Source organism: Brevundimonas alba, from assembly GCF_011927945.1.
Lineage (GTDB): Bacteria > Pseudomonadota > Alphaproteobacteria > Caulobacterales > Caulobacteraceae > Brevundimonas > Brevundimonas alba.
This window is the reverse complement of sequence record NZ_JAATJM010000001.1, coordinates 1,107,140-1,124,876: the sequence shown is the minus strand read 5'-3', so window position 1 is coordinate 1,124,876 and position 17,737 is coordinate 1,107,140. Positions and strand designations below refer to the sequence as shown.

General features: G+C 68.7%; 12 protein-coding genes. 6 read left to right on the top strand and 6 right to left on the bottom strand.

The features are described 5' to 3' along the window. The first annotated feature begins 121 nt into the window (after window positions 1-121). From ftsY to GGQ87_RS05550, 3 genes are all read left to right on the top strand, one after another. Window positions 122-1,057, top strand: a complete 936-nt coding sequence (gene ftsY / locus GGQ87_RS05560; protein WP_168045685.1) for a signal recognition particle-docking protein FtsY — start codon at window positions 122-124, stop codon at window positions 1,055-1,057. A gap of 3 nt (window positions 1,058-1,060) precedes the next feature. Then, window positions 1,061-1,759 carry an inner membrane-spanning protein YciB gene (locus GGQ87_RS05555; RefSeq protein WP_168045684.1) on the top strand — a complete coding sequence of 233 codons (699 nt, stop codon included), beginning with the start codon at window positions 1,061-1,063 and terminating at the stop codon, window positions 1,757-1,759. Between the two features lie 101 nt (window positions 1,760-1,860). After that, the gene (locus GGQ87_RS05550; RefSeq protein ID WP_168045683.1) at window positions 1,861-2,445 is read left to right on the top strand and encodes a MarR family winged helix-turn-helix transcriptional regulator; all 585 of its coding nucleotides are present in this window, start codon (window positions 1,861-1,863) and stop codon (window positions 2,443-2,445) included. Window positions 2,446-2,449: 4 nt separating this feature from the next. Here the strand turns inward: GGQ87_RS05550 and GGQ87_RS05545 are convergent, their stop codons facing one another. From GGQ87_RS05545 to GGQ87_RS05535, 3 genes are all read right to left on the bottom strand, one after another. Then, window positions 2,450-4,663: a prolyl oligopeptidase family serine peptidase gene (locus tag GGQ87_RS05545; protein WP_168045682.1), complete on the bottom strand. Its 2,214-nt coding sequence runs from the start codon at window positions 4,661-4,663 to the stop codon at window positions 2,450-2,452. Between the two features lie 43 nt (window positions 4,664-4,706). Next, entirely contained in the window at window positions 4,707-6,887 is a 2,181-nt protein-coding gene (locus tag GGQ87_RS05540; RefSeq protein ID WP_168045681.1) for a prolyl oligopeptidase family serine peptidase, read from the bottom strand. A gap of 88 nt (window positions 6,888-6,975) precedes the next feature. Then, window positions 6,976-7,740: a potassium channel family protein gene (locus GGQ87_RS05535; RefSeq protein ID WP_245161418.1), complete on the bottom strand. Its 765-nt coding sequence runs from the start codon at window positions 7,738-7,740 to the stop codon at window positions 6,976-6,978. Between the two features lie 108 nt (window positions 7,741-7,848). Here GGQ87_RS05535 and dapF point away from each other — a divergent pair, with 108 nt between their 5' ends. From dapF to GGQ87_RS05520, 3 genes are all read left to right on the top strand, one after another. After that, the gene (dapF, locus tag GGQ87_RS05530; RefSeq protein ID WP_168045679.1) at window positions 7,849-8,688 is read left to right on the top strand and encodes a diaminopimelate epimerase; all 840 of its coding nucleotides are present in this window, start codon (window positions 7,849-7,851) and stop codon (window positions 8,686-8,688) included. A 17-nt stretch (window positions 8,689-8,705) separates the two neighbouring features. After that, the gene (locus GGQ87_RS05525; protein WP_168045678.1) at window positions 8,706-10,712 is read left to right on the top strand and encodes an alpha/beta hydrolase family protein; all 2,007 of its coding nucleotides are present in this window, start codon (window positions 8,706-8,708) and stop codon (window positions 10,710-10,712) included. A 67-nt stretch (window positions 10,713-10,779) separates the two neighbouring features. Further along, on the top strand, window positions 10,780-13,059 hold the full coding sequence (locus GGQ87_RS05520; protein WP_168045677.1) for an NADP-dependent malic enzyme: 2,280 nt from the start codon (window positions 10,780-10,782) through the stop codon (window positions 13,057-13,059). A gap of 4 nt (window positions 13,060-13,063) precedes the next feature. Here GGQ87_RS05520 and GGQ87_RS05515 read toward each other — a convergent pair whose 3' ends face one another. The 3 genes from GGQ87_RS05515 to GGQ87_RS05505 all read right to left on the bottom strand — a co-directional run bounded on the left by GGQ87_RS05515 (window position 13,064) and on the right by GGQ87_RS05505 (window position 17,674). After that, on the bottom strand, window positions 13,064-14,422 hold the full coding sequence (locus GGQ87_RS05515; RefSeq protein WP_168045676.1) for an AmpG family muropeptide MFS transporter: 1,359 nt from the start codon (window positions 14,420-14,422) through the stop codon (window positions 13,064-13,066). A gap of 32 nt (window positions 14,423-14,454) precedes the next feature. After that, a complete protein-coding gene (locus tag GGQ87_RS05510) occupies window positions 14,455-15,996 on the bottom strand; it encodes a response regulator (RefSeq protein ID WP_168045675.1) in 1,542 nt (513 codons plus the stop codon). Between the two features lie 79 nt (window positions 15,997-16,075). After that, window positions 16,076-17,674 carry a YifB family Mg chelatase-like AAA ATPase gene (locus GGQ87_RS05505; RefSeq protein WP_168045674.1) on the bottom strand — a complete coding sequence of 533 codons (1,599 nt, stop codon included), beginning with the start codon at window positions 17,672-17,674 and terminating at the stop codon, window positions 16,076-16,078. Between the last annotated feature and the right edge of the window lie 63 nt (window positions 17,675-17,737).

The window sequence follows — 17,737 nt, the reverse complement described above, 5'->3', positions numbered from 1 at the left end:
CTCATACAGGCCTAAACGGCGCAGCCAAAGAACTGGCTCCCCGGAGCCGGTGCGGTCTTCGCGGGGATGAGCGGCGAATGGAATGGGTGACGGCGTTCGCATGGTCGGCTAAGCCCGCTTCATGAACGACGCGCCGAAAAAGGGCTGGCTGTCCCGCCTGAGCGAGGGCCTGTCCCGCTCCTCGAAGCAGATGACCGAGCAGGTCGTCGCCGCCTTCGTCAAGGAACCCCTGTCCGAAGCCGCCCTCGAAGGGCTGGAAGAGCATCTGCTCGAATCCGACCTCGGCCCGGCCGCGACCGACCGCATCGTCGCCCGCTTCCGCGAGCTGCGCTTCGGCGCGGGCGCCAATGAGCGTGAGGTCAAGGAGGCGCTGGCGGAAGCCGTCGCCGCCGAACTGGTCAATCACGAGGCCCGGTTCGAGCCGCTGGACGGACCCCGCCCCTTCGTCACCCTGTTCGTCGGCGTCAACGGCTCGGGCAAGACGACCACGCTGGGCAAGATCGCCGCCGACCTGACGGGTCAGGGCGCCAAGGTCATGATCGTGGCCTGCGACACCTTCCGCGCCGCCGCCCGAGAACAGCTCAAGGTCTGGGCCGAACGCGCCGGCGCGACCTTCGAGAGCCGCCGCGACGGAGCCGATCCAGCCGGCTTGGCCTTCGACGCCTACACGCGCGCGAAGGCCGAAGGCTTCGACGTCGTCCTGATCGACACCGCCGGCCGGTTGCAGAACAAGTCCGCCCTGATGGACGAACTGCTCAAGATCGTCCGGGTTCTGAAGAAGGTCGATCCCGACGCTCCGCACGAGACCCTGCTGGTGCTCGACGCCACCGTCGGCCGCAATGCGCTGGAGCAGGAGAAGATCTTCGGCCGCATCGCCTATGTCTCCGGCATCGTCATGACCAAGCTGGACGGCACCGCCCGTGGCGGCGTTCTGGTGCCGGTGGCCCAGGCATCCGATGCCCCCATCAAGCTGATCGGCGTCGGCGAAGGAATCGAGGACCTGCAACCGTTCGACGCCCGGGCCTTTTCACGCTCGCTGGTGGGACTCGAGGACTGACGCATGACCGAGCCCGACACCACCGTCCCCGCCGCGCCTCCGCAGAAGGAATCGAACCTGCGCCAGCTGGTCGATTTCGGCGGCCTGCTGGCCTTCGGCCTTGCCTTCCTCGTGCTGCGCCTGCGCGGAATGACCGGCGACGAAGCCCTGGTGCAGGCGACCTGGGCGCTGGTCGCGGGCTCAGCCGTCGCCGTCGTCGTTGGTCTGGTGGTCGAGAAGCGGCTGGCCCTGATGCCCCTGATCGTCGGCGGCTTCGCCCTCGTCTTTGGCCTGCTGACCCTGCTCACCGGCGACGGCCTGTGGGTCAAGGTCAAGGTGACGGTGCTCAACGCCTCCCTCGCCGTCGCCCTCCTGGGTGGTCTGGCCATGGGCAAACAGCCCCTGCGGCATCTGCTCGGCTCCGTCATTCCGATCAACGACCGGGCGTGGCGCATCCTGACCTTCCGCTACGGCCTGTTCTTCCTCTGCGTCGCCATCGTCAACGAGCTGGTGCGCAGCGAGGCCCTGGTCGCCTGGGCCGCAGCGCGGATCGGCCGCGGGGATGTCGACCCGGCCGACGTCTGGGTCAGCTTCCGCGGCGTGCTGTGGATCGCCTCCTCGGTCTTCGGCCTGTCGCAGGTGCCGCTGATCCTGCGCAACCTGACCTCGACCGACGCGCCGGTCGATCCCATGGCCCCGGCCGAGCCCGACCGGGCTCCCTGATCACGCGCCCTTGGCCGGGCTTCCGGCGTTCGCGGATCGTCCGTCGTCAAACCGTAAAACGCGGCTGCTAGCTATGCCTTGCAACCGAAGGGATACGGTCGATGGTCAAGTCGGGCTCGAAAGCGAAGCGGAGCGGCCTCGCCGCCTCGCCCAGCCATCTGATGCACCGCGCGCTCCAGCTGGCGCTCGACATCTATTCCGAGGAGGCCGGCCCTGACGGCCTGACCCAGCGCCAGTTCGCCGTGCTGGAGGCCGTCTCGCACAAGGCCGGGCTGACCCAGACCGATCTGGTTCGCGCCACCGGCATTGACCGCTCGACCCTCGCCGACCTCGTCGCCCGGATGACCACCAAGGGCCTGCTGGACCGCGAGCGCTCGGTCGTCGACGCCCGCGCCAAGGCGGTGCGACTGTCCGAGGCGGGCGCCGCCGCGCTGGAGGCCGCCCGCCCCCGCGTCGAGGCCGCCGACAAACGCATCATGGCCCTGCTGCCCAAGGGCAAGCGCGACGGCTTCCTCGCCCTGCTCGCCGACCTTGCCGGCGAGGCCGACGCCGCGCCCGACAAGGCCAGGGCCGAAGCGAAGGCCGCCAAGAAGGCCGCCCGCGACGCGAAAAAGGCCGACAAGCTGGCGAAGAAGGCGAGCAAGCCGAAGAAGCCCGCCAAGCTCAAACTGGTCGAACCCGCCTGACGCCTCAGTCCATCAGCTGCTGCGCCAGATAGACGTAATGCCGGGCCCAGCGACGGGCGTTGGCCACCGGATCGGCGTCGTTCGAATGCCCGCCCGCCGTCTCTTCGTAATACAGGTGGTCGTAGCCCATATCGTCCAGCCGGGCCGCGAATTTGCGGGCGTGGCCGGGGTGCACCCGGTCGTCGCGCGTGTTCGTCGTGATGTAGACGCGCGGATAGTCCGCACCCGGACGAAGCTGCTGATAGGCCGAATAGCGCGCGATATACGCCGCCTCTTCGGGCACGCGCGGGTCGCCGTATTCGCCGATCCAGGAGGCGCCCGCGGGCAGCTCGTGATAGCGCAGCATGTCGATCAGCGGGCTCTCGATCACCGCCGCATGGATCAGCTCCGGATGCTGCGTCACCGCCACCGAGGTCAGGACCCCGCCGTTCGAGCGGCCATAGATGCCGGTTCGGCGCGGGCTCGTGATGCCCCGCTGCTGCAGGTCTCGCGCGACCGCCGCATAGTCGTCGAACGCCAGCTGCCGGTTTTCCTTCAGCACCGACTGGTGCCACTGCGGTCCGAACTCGCCGCCGCCGCGGATGTTGGCGTTGACGTAGACGCCGCCGTTCTCGAGCCACAGCTTGCCCATCTCGGGGATGTAGATCGGCGGCTTGGACACCTGGAACCCGCCGTAGCCATAGATGATCGTCGGCGCATGGCCGTCCATCACCAGATCGCGCGGCCGCACCACGAAATACGGAATCTTCGTCCCGTCCGACGACGTCGCCTCGAACTGCTCGACGACGTGGGTCGACGCGTCGAAGCGGGCGGGGGCGGAGCGGAGCTGGGTCAGGGCGGCGGCATTGACCGAGGCGAGGCTCAGGGTCGGCGAGGTCAGGAAGCCTTGGGTCGAAACAAAGATCTCGCCGCGCGATTTCGATGAATCGCCCAGCGAGACGTCGACGTTGTCAGGCACGGCGATGTCGGTACGGGGCCAGCCCCATTCGCCGCGGTTCTGGAACACCGCCAGACGGCCGACGACATTGTCCGAAATGCCGACCACCACGCGATCGTGCATCACCCTCACGTCGCTGATCGACTGGCGGTCGCTCGGCACGAAGATCGTATCGGCCTGGTTGGAAATAACCCCGGGTCCATCCGTCGCCCGCACGCAGGCAATGCAGATCGCCAGCAGCGAGCCCGCCTTGTAGTCACGGCCGGGCCGTGACCAGTCCTCGTCCGGAGACAGGATGAAGGACCCGCCCTGGACGCCGTAGACGCTGACCCGTTGCGGCAGCTCCAGCTTCACCGGCCTGCCGTCGACCAGTTCCCACGTCTCCGACCGGAAGGTGTCCAGCGGGCGGGATATGATCACGGCCTGAACAGCGCCATCCTTGTCGCGGAACACGCTCGGGCTGACCCCGTAGCCGCCGTCGCCCTGATCGCCGCGATACACTTCCGTCGCCTGCGCGAGCGTCTGGCCGCGCTTCAGCGATTTCACGATGTAAGGATAACCTGACTCAGTCAGTGTGTTCGGCCCGAAATCCGTCGCGACCAGAAGCGTGTCCCGGTCCAGCCATTCCAGCCGGTGCTTGCCCTCGGGCAGGATGAAGCCGTCCTCGACCCACAGTCCGGTGGAGGTGTCGAACTCCCGCACCACAACGGCGTCCTTGCCGCCGTCCGACAGGCTGACGAGGCAGCGGGTCTCGTCCGGCGCGAGGCAGTCCGCGCCCTTCCACACCCAGTCCTTGCCCTCAGCCTTCGACAGGGCGTCGATGTCGAGCATCGTCTCCCACCGCGTATTCGCCGAGCGGTAGCTATCCAGCGTCGTGCGCCGCCAGATCCCCTTGGGATTGGCCGCGTCCTGCCAGAAATTGCCGATCCCCTCGCCGAGGAAGCTCGGCCCCGGGATCCGGTCCGTCGCCGTCAGGATGGTCTCGGCCTGCCGGCGGAAGGTCTCGTAGCGCGGGTCGCCGGTCAGGGCGGCCAGCGACCGCTCGTTCTCGGTCCGGACGAAGGTCATGGCCTCCGCGCCGTTGACCTCCTCGAGCGCCAGATGATCGTCGGCGGCCCGCACACCGGCGGGGGTCAGATCGGCGGGCATGTGCGGCGGGGGAGTCTGGACGATCAGCGCACCGGTCCCGCAGTCGGCGCAGGTCGCGTTCTGCGCGCCGGCGGTCGAACACGCGGCCAGCATCAAGGCCGGTATCGCAACGGACAGGATCAGTCGGTTCATCTCAAACTCCGCAATACGAGGATTTCGTCCGCCGCCGGACGATCTATTCCGCCGCCGGCTGATCCATCAGCCGCCGGGTCAGATAGGTGTATTCCAGCGCCAGCCGCCGGGCCGTTTCCTGCAGGTTGGCGCCCGCCGCGTGGCCGCCGTCGGTGTTCTCGTAGAACAGCACCGGATAGCCCAGTTCCTCCAGACGCGCCGCCGCCTTGCGGGCGTGGCCCGGATGCACCCGGTCGTCCTTGGTCGAGGTGTGGATGAACACCTCCGGATAGGGCTGGCCCGCGCGCAGGTTCTGATACGGCGAATAGCGCTCGATCCACGCCCGCTCCTCGGGCACGTCCGGATTGCCGTATTCCGCGATCCACGAGGCGCCGGCCAGCAGCTTGTGGAAGCGCAGCATGTCGAACAGCGGCACCTGGATGACCGCCGCGTTGATCAGGTCCGGCCGTTGGGTCAGCATCGCCCCCATGAACAGCCCGCCCTGGGAGCCGCCCATGATGCCCAGCTTCGGCTGCGAGGTGATGTTGCGTGCGATCAGGTCCAGCGCCACGGCCTGATAGTCCTCGTGCGCCCGCTGCCGGTTCTCCTGCAGCGCCGCCTGGTGCCAGCGCGGCCCGAACTCGCCGCCGCCGCGGGTGTTGGCGACGACATAGACCCCGCCCCGCTCGAGCCACAGCTTGCCGACCGTGGCCGAATAGCCGGGCAGCAGCGACGACTGGAAGCCGCCGTAGCCGTACAGCAGCGTCGCGTTCGACCCGTCCATGGCCATGTCGCCGCGGTGAACGACGAAATAGGGCACCTTCGTCCCGTCGGCCGAGGTCGCCTCGAACTGCTCGACCTCCATGCCAGTGGCGTCGAACTTGGCCGGCAGCGACTTGACCACGTCGGCCGATCCCGCCGCCGCATCCGCCAGATAGAGGCTGGACGGGTTCAGATAGCCGGCCACGCTGACGAACACCTTGTCGTCGCGCTCGCTGGCCGAACCCACGCCGACGGTGACGTTCTGCGGCAGGTCCAGTCGCGTCCGACCCCACTCGCCCGACGGATTGGGCTCATAGACATAGACCGAGCCGCGCACGTTCTCGTACAGCGCGACGACCAGCTTGTTGCGGGTGTTGGAGATGCCCTCGATGGCCTCCCGCTCGCCCGGACGGATGACCAGCTGCGCCGGCGTCGCCGGATCGGCCAGCCAGCGGTCGAGGTTCCAGGCGATGACGTCGCCGGTACGGAACGACTGTCCCGACGGCGCGGTCCAGTCCTGATCCGTGGTCACCACCAGCTGGCCCTGCACCAGGGCGTTGATGCTGGACTTGGCCGGCAGCTCCAGCTTCGTGGTCGAGCCGTCGGCGTTCAGCCGGTGCGTCTCGCCCTCATAGAAATTGATCCCGCGGTTGATCAGCGTCGCGCGGATGACGCCGTCCGCGTCCCGCAGCGTGTAGCCCGAGACCGAGACGTCGGTCGGCTGGCCGGTGAACACCGTCTGCGCCTGATCGATGCTCTGGCCGCGCTTCAGCACCTTGACGATCATCGGATAGCCCGAGGTCGTCATCGATCCCGGTCCGAAGTCGCGCGAGATCAGCAGGGTGTCCGCGTCGACCCACGACGCCCCGCCCTTGGATTCCGGCAGGACGAAGCCGCCCTCGACGAAGGTCCGGGTCGAGCGGTCGAACTCGCGCACCGTGACCGCGTCCTTGCCGCCGTCCGACAGCGAGATCAGGCAGCGCGTCTCGTCCGGCGGCAGGCAGCTCCCGCCCTTGTAGACCCAGTTCTTGCCCTCGGCGGCCGACAGGGCGTCGATGTCCAGCACCGTCTCCCACTGCGGCTCGGCCGAGCGGTAGCTGTCCAGCGTCGTCGTCCGCCAGACGCCGCGCACATGGCCCGCGTCCTGCCAGAAATTGTCGATCGTGCCGTCGTGGTTGAAGCCCGGCGAGGGGATGCGGTCGCGCGACTGGACGATCTCCAGCGCCTGCTGGTGCAGGGTCTCGTAGCGCGGATCGCCGCGCAGCACGCCCAGCGAATGCTCGTTGTGAGCGTTGACCCAGGCCATGGCCCGTTCGCCGTCGACCTCTTCCAGCCACAGATACGGATCGGTCGCCTCCGACGTGGCGAAGCCGCCGCCGGACGCTTCGGCAGGCGCGGGGGCGGGCGTAGAAGTCTGGGCCATGGCGGCGCTCGAAAGGGCGGTGGAGGCGAGAAGCGCGGCGAGCGCGGCGGTGCGGATCATTGTTGGCATTCCCCGACGGATTGGTCGGGCGGCACCTTACCGGGCGGAGGGTCGGCTACAAGACGGTTTGTCGATCCCGCCTCCCCCTTCAGCTCCCCTCGTCCGGAATGCACAGCGTCTCGCCGCAGGCCTTGCAGTGCACCGCGTCCGGATCGTGCTTCTGCAGGCCGCACGTCGGGCAGGGAAAGCGGACCTTGTGCGGCTTGAACAGGGTCTGGGCCAGCCGCAGGAACAGGGTGATGCCCGTCAGCATGACCACGATCGACAGCAGCCGCCCCCAGTTTCCGGGCAGGGTGATGTCGCCGAAACCGGTCGTCGTCAGGGTGGCGACGGTGAAATACAGCGCGTCCAGATAGCCGCTGATCCCGTCGTGCCGGTTCCGGAACGTCGCATAGACGAAGCCGGTCACCACAAAGATGAAGGTCACCAGCGCCGCCAGCGCCCGGGTGATCTCCTCGACCCGGGTGTCGTCCCACTTGTGACCGACGGTGCGCCAGAAGAAGTCCGAGTTCAGCAGGGTCCACAGGCGCAGCAGGCGCAGGAAGCCGAAATTGAACAGCCAAGCCGGAAACAGAAGCGTCGCCAGGACCAGCAGGTCGACCCAGACCACCGGCTTCTTCAGCCAGTCCTTCCAGTCGGTATGGGCATAGGCCCGCGCCGCCAGATCGGCGGCGAGCACGGCCGCGATCAGATAATCCACGACGTAGAAGACCAGCCCCGCCTCATGCAGGATCGGCGCGGCGAGGAAGAAGCCGATGATAGCGAAATCGATGACGATGACGGCCAGCCGGAACCGCACCGCCATCGGCGACGAGCCATGGTAGAAATACCGCAACCGCGCCCTCAGGCGCATGCCCTCGGCTTTCGGCGCGTTCGCGGAAACGGGTCTGGAGCGGCTCATGGTCCAGCGATAACGCGCGTCGCTCGCGCAAGGAACCGGCAAGGCTTATATCGGCCTGCGATGACCCACTCCGCGACCCGTCCCTTCGTCCGCATGAATGGCGCCGGCAACGACTTCGTCGTCGTCAATGCGCTGGAGACGCCGTTCGCCCCGACGGCCGATCAGGCGCGCGCCATCGCGGACCGCGACAGCGGGCAGGGCTGCGATCAGCTGATCGCCATCGAACCGTCAGACAGGGCCGACGCCTTCATGCGCGTTTGGAACGCCGACGGCGGTCAGGTCGAGACCTGCGGCAACGCCCTGCGCTGCGTCGGCTGGCTGCTGATGGAATCGACCGGCAAGGACACGGTCGTCATCGACACCCTCGGCGGCCCGACGACGGCCAGCCGCGCCGGCCTTCATCAGGTTCGGGTCGATATGGGCCCACCCGGTCTCGACTGGACCGATGTGCCGCTGGCCGAGGAAATGGACACCCGTGGCATAGAGCTTCAGGTCGGCCCCATCGACGCCCCGATCCTGCACACGCCCGGCGCCGTCTCGATGGGCAATCCGCATGTGGTCTTCTTCACCGACCGGCAGGACGACGGCTTCGTCCGCGGCTCGGGCTCGCTGGTCGAGCACCACCCCCTCTTCCCCGAAGGCGTCAACGTCGGCTTCGCCAACGTCCTCGCCCCCGACCGCATCCGCCTGCGCGTCTGGGAACGCGGCGCCGGCCTGACCAAGGCCTGCGGCACCGGCGCCTGCGCGGCCCTGGTGGCTACGGCCCGCCGCGGTCTGACCGGCCGTCACGCTGTCATCGAAGCCGACGGCGGCGAATTGGTCATCGACTGGGACGAGAGTTCAGGCCACGTATTCATGACCGGGCCGGTCGAGATCGAGGGCACCGGCACGCTGCGATAGCAATGAGGGGGCGGGCGATGACCGGCAGGGGACTGATTCTGGCGGCCGTGACGGCGGTGACGCTGGCCGGCGTTTCCGTCCAGGCGCAGGAGCGAACGGCGCCGCCGAGCATCGCCGAGTTCACCGCGGAGCCCGTGCTGTCGAGCCCGGCCCTGTCGCCGTCGGGCCGGTATCTCGCGGTCATCAGCCGCACGGGCGACGTGCGCAATGTGGTGGTGACCGACCTTCAGGAAGGCACCGCGACTGCCGTCATGGGCAGCACGGCCAACGAGGCCTTCGGCGGCCAGTTCATCGACTGGTTCCGATGGAAGGGCGAGGACCGGCTCATCGTCCGGATGACGCTTCTGGATATCGACAGGGACGGCAACGACGCCGATGGCGACATCCGGAACTGGCGTTACGGGCAGGGACTGTTCTCGGTCGCGCGGGACGGCAGCGGCTTCGTGGAGATCAAGCCGCCCTTCACGCGGGACGGCCGGCCTGGACCGGTGCTGGATATGCTGCCGCACGATCCGGGTCACATTCTGATGACCTATACCGACAACGGTCTGGACGTCGCCCGCATTGATGTCCTGACCGGCGAGGCCGAGCAGGTGGAGAACGGCGACCGCCGGGCGCTCAGTTACGTTACGGACCGGGACGGGAATGTGGTGGGCCGAACGGTGCGCCGGGGCGTGCTGGATCGCGTTCTGGTGATGGAGGCGCGGGGCGAGGACGGCCGCTGGGCCGAGGTCTTCCGCCTGAAGAAGGACGAGATCCGCGATCTGCCGGACTACGCCTTCATCGGGGCGGCGGAGGAGCCCGGGCAGGTCTATGCCATCGTAAGGCCGGAGGACGACGACGCCGAATCGATCTCCGGCGTCCATGTCTACGACTTCCGCAGCCGGACGCTCGGCCCTGCGATCTGGCGGGACCCGCAGTACGACGCCGCGGGCATCGTCATCGATCTCGAGACCAACGCCTTCCTCGGCGGGTGCGTCGTGGCCGACACCTTCCGCTGCGCCTTCAACGACACCGGACAGGAGGCGACCATGACGAGCCTGCGCCGACATTTCGGCGAGGACGCGGGCGTGCAGATCGTCTCGCGCTCCCAGGACAGCGACGTCTGGGCGCTGGAGGTCACACGGCCCCACAATCCCGGCGCCTTCTATTTGTACCGGGTCGCCGAGACGCGGCTGGAGCCGATCGGGGCCGCCTATGCGGGCCTGCCGGAGACCGGCCTCGGCCGGGCGTTCCGCTACGACTACAGAAGTGCCGATGGCGCCTCCCTGTTCGGCTATCTGACGCGGCCCGCCAACGACACGGGATCCGCCGCTCCGCTGATTGTCATGCCTCACGGCGGCCCCGAGGCCCGCGACCAGCTGACTTATGATCGATGGGCGCAGTTCCTCGCCAGCCGCGGCTACCAGGTGTTCCAGCCCAACTTCCGCGGCTCATCCGGCATGGGCCGCGACTTCGCCGTCGCGGGATACGGCCAGTGGGGCGGTCGCATGCAGGAGGACATCACCGCCGGGGTCGAGCAGATGGTCCGTGAGGGTCTGGTCGACCGCTCTCGCGTATGCATCCTCGGAGCGAGCTACGGCGGATACGCCGCGCTATGGGGGGGCGCGACCCAGCCCGACCTGTATCGCTGCGTCGTCTCCCTCGCGGGCGTCAGCGATCTTCCGGCCCTCATGGCTCATGCCCGGCGGGTGAATGGCGACGACTCGGACGCCTACGCCTACTGGCTTCGTTCCATCGGTGATCCGGGATCTGATCGTGCGCGACTGGAGGCGACCTCGCCCGTTCGCCATGTCGAGGGCTGGCGCCCGCCGACCCTCCTGATCCACGGATCGGACGACGAACTGGTTCCGTTCGATCAGTCGAAGGACATGGAGCGCGCCCTGCGGCGGGCCGGCGCCGATGTGAAGCTCGTCGAGCTGGAACATGAGGGGCACAACGGCTGGTCGATGAAGAACGAGGCGCTGGTGCTGACGGAGATGGAGGCCTTCCTCGCCCGCCACCTGCCCGTCACCGGACCTTAGGTCGCGCCTGCGCGGTTGTCCCGGGGAGCCGGGGCTACTAGGAACGGCAGGCAGCCCAGAGAGCCCGATGCCCGACCTGACCGACAAGCAGACCTTCTCCGACGAAGACGCGCTGGACTTCCACCGCCTCCCCGCCCCGGGCAAGATCTCCATGGCGCCGATCAAGCCGATGGCGACCCAGCGCGACCTGTCGCTGGCCTATTCGCCCGGCGTGGCCGTGCCGGTGCTGGCCATCGCGGCCGATATCGACAAGGCCTACGACTACACATCAAAGGGCAATCTGGTCGCCGTCATATCCAACGGCACGGCCATCCTCGGGCTGGGCAACCTCGGCCATATGGCGTCCAAGCCGGTGATGGAGGGCAAGGCCGTCCTGTTCAAACGCTTCGCCGACGTCGACAGCTTCGACGTCGAGGTGAAGACCACCGACCCCGACGAGTTCATCACCGTCGTCAAGAACATCGGCGACACCTGGGGCGGCATCAATCTGGAGGACATCAAGTCTCCGGAATGTTTCGAGATCGAGGCCCAGCTGCAGGACCTGCTGGACATCCCCGTCTTCCACGACGACCAGCACGGCACCGCCATCATCTCGACGGCCGGCCTGATCAACGCCGCCCATATCGCCGGCAAGAAGCTGGAGGACCTCAAGGTCGTCCTGACCGGCGCCGGCGCCGCCGGCCTGTCCTCGATCGGCCTGATGAAGGCCGCCGGCGTGCGCGCCGAGAACACCGTCATCATCGACCGCGAGGGCGTCGTCTACAAAGGCCGCGCCAACGTCGACCAGTGGAAGGCGGCCCACGCCACCGACACCCATCTGCGCACGCTTGAAGAGGCGATGGTCGGCGCCGACGTCGTCATCGGCCTGTCCGCCAAGGGCGCGATCACGAAGGAGATGGTCGCCTCCATGGCACCCAATCCGATCATTTTCGCCATGGCCAACCCCGACCCGGAAATCACCCCGGAAGACGTTCAGTCGGTCCGTTCCGACGCCATCATCGCCACCGGCCGGTCCGACTACGCCAACCAGGTCAACAACGTCCTCGGCTTCCCCTACATCTTCCGCGGCGCGCTCGACGTGCGCGCCCGGCGGGTCAATCACGAAATGAAGGTCGCCTGCGCCCAGGCCCTCGCCGCCCTCGCCCGGGAGGACGTGCCGGACGAGGTCGCCGCCGCCTATCGCGGCCGCAAGCTGAAGTTCGGCCGCGACTACATCATCCCGACGCCGTTCGACCCGCGCCTGATCTGGTACATCCCGCCCTTCGTGGCCCAGGCCGCCATGGACACCGGCGTCGCCCGCAAGCCGATCGAGGACATGGACGAATACCGGACGCGGCTGCGGTCGCGCCTCGATCCGTCCGCCGCCCTGATGCAGAACATCTCGGGCGCCGTCCGCGCCGCGCCGAACAAGCGCGTCGTCTTCGCGGAGGGCGAGGAGACCTCCGTGATCCGCGCGGCCTGGGGCTTCAAACAGGCCGAGCTGGGCACGCCGATCCTGCTGGGCCGCGAAGAACTGATCCGCAAGAACGCCGCCGAGGCCGGTCTGAACTTCGACGAAATGGCGATCGAGATCGTCAACGCCCGGGTGTCCGAGCACAACGCCGACTACACGGACTGGCTCTACGAGCGCCTGCAGCGCCGGGGCTATCTACGCCGCGACGTGCAACGGATGATCAATCAGGACCGCAACTATTTCGCCGCCGCCATGTGCGCCCGCGGCCAGGCCGACTGCATGGTCACCGGCGTGACCCGCAACTTCAACATGGTGCTGAAGGAGGTCCGCCGGGTCCTCGACGTCAAGGAGCGGATGATCGGCCTGTCGATCCTGCTCGCCAAGGGCCGCACTCTGTTCGTCGCCGACACCTCGATCCACGAACTTCCGAATGCGGAAGAACTGGCCGAGATCGCCATCCAGGCGGCCGAGACCGTCCGCAAACTGGGCAAGACGCCGCGCGTGGCCTTCCTAAGCTATTCGACCTTCGGCAACCCGCCCGGAGACCGCGCCGAAAAGGTGCGCGAGGCCATCCGCATCCTCGACGCCCGCGGCGTGGACTTCGAATACGAGGGCGAGATGCCGCCCGAACTGGCGCTCGATCCCGAGCAGCGCGCGGCCTACCCCTTCATGCGGCTGTCGGGCCACGCCAATGTTCTGGTCATGCCGGCCATCCACTCGGCGGCCATCTCGACCCGGCTGGTGCAGGCGCTCGGCGGCGCGACCGTGATCGGCCCGCTGCTGGTCGGCCTCGAGAAGTCGGTCCAGATCGTCAGCCTCGGCGCCTCGGTCAGCGAGATCATCACCGCCGCCACCTTCGCCGCCTATGAGGAAGGCGCGATCGGGGAGGAGTAGGGGCTCAGGTCGCCCCGAGCTCCGCCTTCAGCCGGCGGTTCCGGCGGTCCAGCAGCCAGCACAGGATGACGGCCGGAATGCCGACCGCCGCCGTGCCGGCGAAGAACAGGGCGAAGGCGACCATCTGCTCGTGCCCCTGCTGCAGCCACTCGACGACCACGCCCGAGAAGCCTTTCAGGAACTTGCCGAGCAGGGCGTAGAAGGAGCTGAGCAGGGCGTACTGGGTCGCCGTATAGCCGATGCCGGTCAGGCTCGACATGTAGGCGACGAGAGCCGCGCCGGCCAAACCCTCGCTGAAATTCTCGACAAAGAGGACGCTCGCGAACATCGGCGTCGACAGCCCCGCCAGCGCCATCAGCGTATAGCCCAGGTTGGACATCGGACCGATGAAGGCGCCCAGCAGCAGCGTCCGGCCGAAGCCAAACCGCAGCGCGCACAGGCCCCCAGCCGCGATGCCGGCGATCGAGCCTGCCAGACCGAAGCTCAGTCGCATCGCCCCGATCGCCTCCTTGGTCAGACCCAGTTCGATGTAGAACGGCCCCACCATCGGCCCCATGACGAAGTCCGGCAGCCGATACAGGCTGATCGCCGCCAGCATCAGCAGGGCCGCGGTCTTGTGCGTCTTCACGAAGTTGACGAAGGGCCCAACCACCGCATCGAACATCCCGCGCAGCGTCCACGGCGCGGCCCCGCCCGTGGCCTTGGCGATGTCGGACCGATCCAGCGGCTCCTTGGCGAACAGCGTCGCGATGACGGCGATGGACATGGCCGCGCCCCAGATGCCGTAGGCGCCGTTCCAGCCGAACCATGTCGCGAAGAACAGGATCAGCGCATTGCCCGCCAGGATCGCGAACCGGTACCCCAGCTGATAGGCCGAGGTCAGAAGGCTCAGGTCTTCGTCGTCCTCCGCGGTCTCGATCCGCCAGGCGTCAACGACGATGTCCTGGGTCGCCGAGGCGAAGGCGGTGACGAGCGCGGCCGTGCCCAGCGCCGTCAGTCCCCCTTCGGGACCGATGATGGCCATGGCGATCAGGGCGGCGCCGACGAGAATCTGGGACAGCAACATCCAGCCACGCCGCCGCCCGAACCGGCCGAGGAGCGGAACGTCGAACCGGTCCACCACCGGGGCCCACAGGAATTTGAACGAATAGGCGAGGCCGACCCAGGAGATGAAGCCGATGGCGGACAGGGCCACGTCGCCTTCCGCCAGCCAGAGGCTGAGCGTCGCCCCCGTCAGCAGGAAGGGCAGGCCGGAACCGAAGCCCAGCAGCAGGGTGATCAGGACGCGGCCGCGGCCCAGCGCCTTGAAGACATCCTTCGTGGTCGCCTTGCGCGGCGCGGCGGCCGTGGAGCTGTCAGTCATCGGTGCGTCCCTCGCGACGCCCCCCGGCGCCGTTATGCGACGGCGACCTTGGCGCGGTCCGCGCGGTTCGTCCAGCGGGCCAGTGCGGCGCGCAGGGCGTCGAGCTCCAGCGGCTTGACCAGATGGTCGTCCATCCCGGCCTCAAGGCAGGCCCGGCGGTCTTCAGCAAAGGCGTTGGCGGTCAGGGCCACGATGGGCGTCTCGTCGCCCCGGGCGCGAATGGCCCGGGCGGCGCTGGGGCCGTCCATGCCCGGCATCCGCATGTCCATGAAGACGAGGTCGTAGCGGGCGCGCTTCAAGGCATCGAGCGCCTCATGGCCGCTGGCGGCGGTCTCGACGGCGCAGCCCTCGCGGCGCAGCAGGGTCGCGGCGAGCAGGGCCCCGACCGGATTGTCCTCGACCAGCAGCACCCGGATTCCCGAGAACCGGGTCAGGGCGACGCGGTCGTCCTCAGGCGGCGGAGGGGGCGGTCCGGGTTGCATCGCCTGCTGGGCGCCCGAAGCCGCCAGCACCCGCTCGGCCAGCGATCCCCGCCGCAGGGGCTTGATCAGATAGCCCTGGAATCCCGCCGACCGGTAGCGGGCGATCAGGTCGCGCTCCGACGGCTTGAGCAACACGATGGCGCGCGCATCGGAGGGGCGGGACACCATGCCCTGTCCGGCCTGTCTGGCCGCATGATCGATCAGGACGACCGGCGCCTTGGTCGCCACGGCCCCGCCCGACGCCTCGATCTGGGCCGCGGCTGCGGCGCGCACAAAGGGGTCGGGGCTGGTAACCGCGACGGTCTGCCCGCCCAGCGACAGGACCCGCTCCGCGCCCTTGACCACCGGGAAGGCGGCTTCGAAGCGGAAACGCGCGCCGGGGCCGTCGGGGCGGTCGGCGACGCTGACGGTTCCGCCCATGGCGTCGGCCAGCTTGCGGACCACCGCCAGACCGAGACCCGCGCCGCCGAAGCGGCTCGCATCCGAGGCGTCGACGTGGCCGAACTCTTCGAAGATCCGCCCACGCGCCTCGGCCGGCACGCCGGGCCCCGTGTCATCGACGATGAAGGCCAGCTTCGGCCGTTTCACCGATCCGCCGGCGCGCTCGACCGAGATGCGGACGCCACCGGTCTCGGTGAATTTCACCGCATTGCCGGCGAGATTGAACAGCACCTGCCGCAGACGGCCCTCGTCGGCCATGACGTCGATGGCGTCAGGCGCGACCGACCAGGCGATCTCCAGCCCCTTGTCGTGGGCCTTCGGGCTGAGCAGTTCGGCCACGCCACGCACCAGCGTCTCCAGATCGACCGAGGCGGCGTCGAACTCCAGCCGGTCGGCCTCGAGGCGGGCATAGTCCAGAAGATCGTTGACGAGACCCAGCAGATGCTCGGCCGAGGACCGCGCCGCCTCGGCATAGGCGCGCTGGGCGCCGTCGAGACGGGTCCGCTGCAACAGGCCGAGCATGCCGATGACGCCGTTCAGCGGCGTTCGCATTTCGTGGCTCATCAGGCGCAGGAACTGATGTTCGGCGCCCTCGGCCGCCGCGGCCTCCGGTTTCGCCATGTCCGTCGCCGGTTTCGTCTTGCGCGCCATCACCGTCCCCTTGGGCGGTAACCATGCGCGGCAATGTCTTAAGGCTGGTTCAATCCAGTGGGTTAAGGAAGGCTATCGGTCAGAACGCCGGTGTCTCGGTGCGGCGGTCGGCGCGGCCTCCGTCCTGCCGTTCGAAGTCCGCCTGTGCGCCGACGGTGGAGCGACGGTGGACCAGCGCCTCGGCGATGTGCCGGCGCAGCACGCCGTCGCAGCCGTCGAGGTCGGCGATGGTCCGCGCCAGCCTCAACGTCCGGGTCCAGCCGCGCGCCGTCAGCCCGCCGCCCTCTCCGGCCCTCATCAGCAGGGCGCGACCGGCCTCGTCCGGCGTCGCGAACCTGTCCAGCGTCTCACCCGAGGCGCGAGCGTTGATCGCCTGATCGTAGGCGGTGTCCGGATCGATGCCGGCGGCGCGCAGCCGGTCCTGCTGCATGGCGCGGGCGGCGTGGACGCGGGCGGCCGCCTCGGCCGTGCCTTCGGCGGGCGGCGGCAGAGCCATGTCGGCGGCGGTGACCGGCGGGGTTTCCACGGTCAGGTCGATGCGGTCGAACATCGGGCCGGAGATGCGGTTCTGATAGTCGCGCTGGCAGCGGGGCGCCTTGCCGCAGGCCCCCTTGCCGCCGCCGCCCATGCCGCAGCGGCAGGGGTTCATCGCCGCCACCAGCTGGAAACGGGCTGGGTAGCGGACATGGGCATTGGCCCTCGCCACGACGATCTCGCCCGTCTCAAGCGGCTGGCGCAGCGAGTCGAGCGCCTGCGCCGAATACTCCGGCAGTTCGTCGAGAAAGAGAACGCCATTGTGCGCCAGCGAGGCCTCGCCCGGCTTGGCGCGGAGCCCGCCGCCGGTCAGGGCCGCCATGGACGCCGAATGGTGCGGGGAGCGGAACGGCCGGTCGCGGGTCAGGGCCCCGCGCTCGATCAGGCCCGCCACCGACCAGACCATCGAGGTCTCCAGCAGTTCCTTCGGCGTCAGCGGCGGCAGCAGGCCGGGCAGCCGCGCCGCCATCATCGACTTGCCCGAGCCGGGCGGACCCACGAACAACAGGTTGTGGCCGCCCGCCGCCGCGATCTCCAGCGCCCGCTTGGCGCTCTCCTGTCCCTTGACCTCGCGCAGGTCAGGCACGCGGTCGCCGGACCGCATGGCGCCCGGCTCGGGCCGGCGCAGCACCTGCACGCCCTTGAAATGGTTGACCAGCCCGATCAGCGATCGGGGCGCCAGCACGGCGACGTCACCCGCCCAGGCCGCTTCAGGGCCATTCGCCTCAGGACAGATCAGACCCAGCCCCATGGCGTCGGCGGCCACGGCGGCGGGGAGCGTCCCGCCCACCGGCGCGATCTGCCCGTCCAGCCCCAGTTCGCCCACGGCGGCCCATCCGGCCAGCGCGTCGGCGGGAATGACGCCCATCGAGGCGAGCAGGGCCAGGGCGATCGGCAGGTCGAAATGGCTACCCTCCTTGGGCAGATCAGCGGGCGCGAGATTGGCGATGATCCGCTTCGACGGCATGGCCAGACCGATGCCGGCGAAGGCTCCGCGGACCCGCTCGCGGCTCTCGGCCACCGCCTTGTCGGCCAGACCGACGACGGTGAAGGACGGCTGATCGCTGGACAGCTGCTGGACCTGCACGTCCACGCGCCGGGCGTCCACGCCCTCGAACGCCACTGTCACGACGCTGGCCACCATCGGCCGCCCTCCCGCAATCCGCAGGGAGAACGAACCATGAACCAGACAGCTTTACAAGAGCGG

Excerpts from the sequence above, each read along its gene's own strand:
- GGQ87_RS05515 (WP_168045676.1), bottom strand. The coding sequence starts at position 14,422 with ATGACTGACAGCTCCACGGCCGCCGCGCCGCGCAAGGCGACCACGAAG.
- GGQ87_RS05505 (WP_168045674.1), bottom strand. The coding sequence starts at position 17,674 with ATGGTGGCCAGCGTCGTGACAGTGGCGTTCGAGGGCGTGGACGCCCGG.
- GGQ87_RS05540 (WP_168045681.1), bottom strand. The coding sequence starts at position 6,887 with ATGATCCGCACCGCCGCGCTCGCCGCGCTTCTCGCCTCCACCGCCCTT.
- dapF (WP_168045679.1), top strand. The coding sequence starts at position 7,849 with ATGACCCACTCCGCGACCCGTCCCTTCGTCCGCATGAATGGCGCCGGC.
- GGQ87_RS05550 (WP_168045683.1), top strand. The coding sequence starts at position 1,861 with ATGGTCAAGTCGGGCTCGAAAGCGAAGCGGAGCGGCCTCGCCGCCTCG.
- GGQ87_RS05555 (WP_168045684.1), top strand. The coding sequence starts at position 1,061 with ATGACCGAGCCCGACACCACCGTCCCCGCCGCGCCTCCGCAGAAGGAA.
- GGQ87_RS05545 (WP_168045682.1), bottom strand. The coding sequence starts at position 4,663 with ATGAACCGACTGATCCTGTCCGTTGCGATACCGGCCTTGATGCTGGCC.
- GGQ87_RS05525 (WP_168045678.1), top strand. The coding sequence starts at position 8,706 with ATGACCGGCAGGGGACTGATTCTGGCGGCCGTGACGGCGGTGACGCTG.
- GGQ87_RS05520 (WP_168045677.1), top strand. The coding sequence starts at position 10,780 with ATGCCCGACCTGACCGACAAGCAGACCTTCTCCGACGAAGACGCGCTG.
- ftsY (WP_168045685.1), top strand. The coding sequence starts at position 122 with ATGAACGACGCGCCGAAAAAGGGCTGGCTGTCCCGCCTGAGCGAGGGC.
- GGQ87_RS05535 (WP_245161418.1), bottom strand. The coding sequence starts at position 7,740 with ATGCGCCTGAGGGCGCGGTTGCGGTATTTCTACCATGGCTCGTCGCCG.
- GGQ87_RS05510 (WP_168045675.1), bottom strand. The coding sequence starts at position 15,996 with ATGGCGCGCAAGACGAAACCGGCGACGGACATGGCGAAACCGGAGGCC.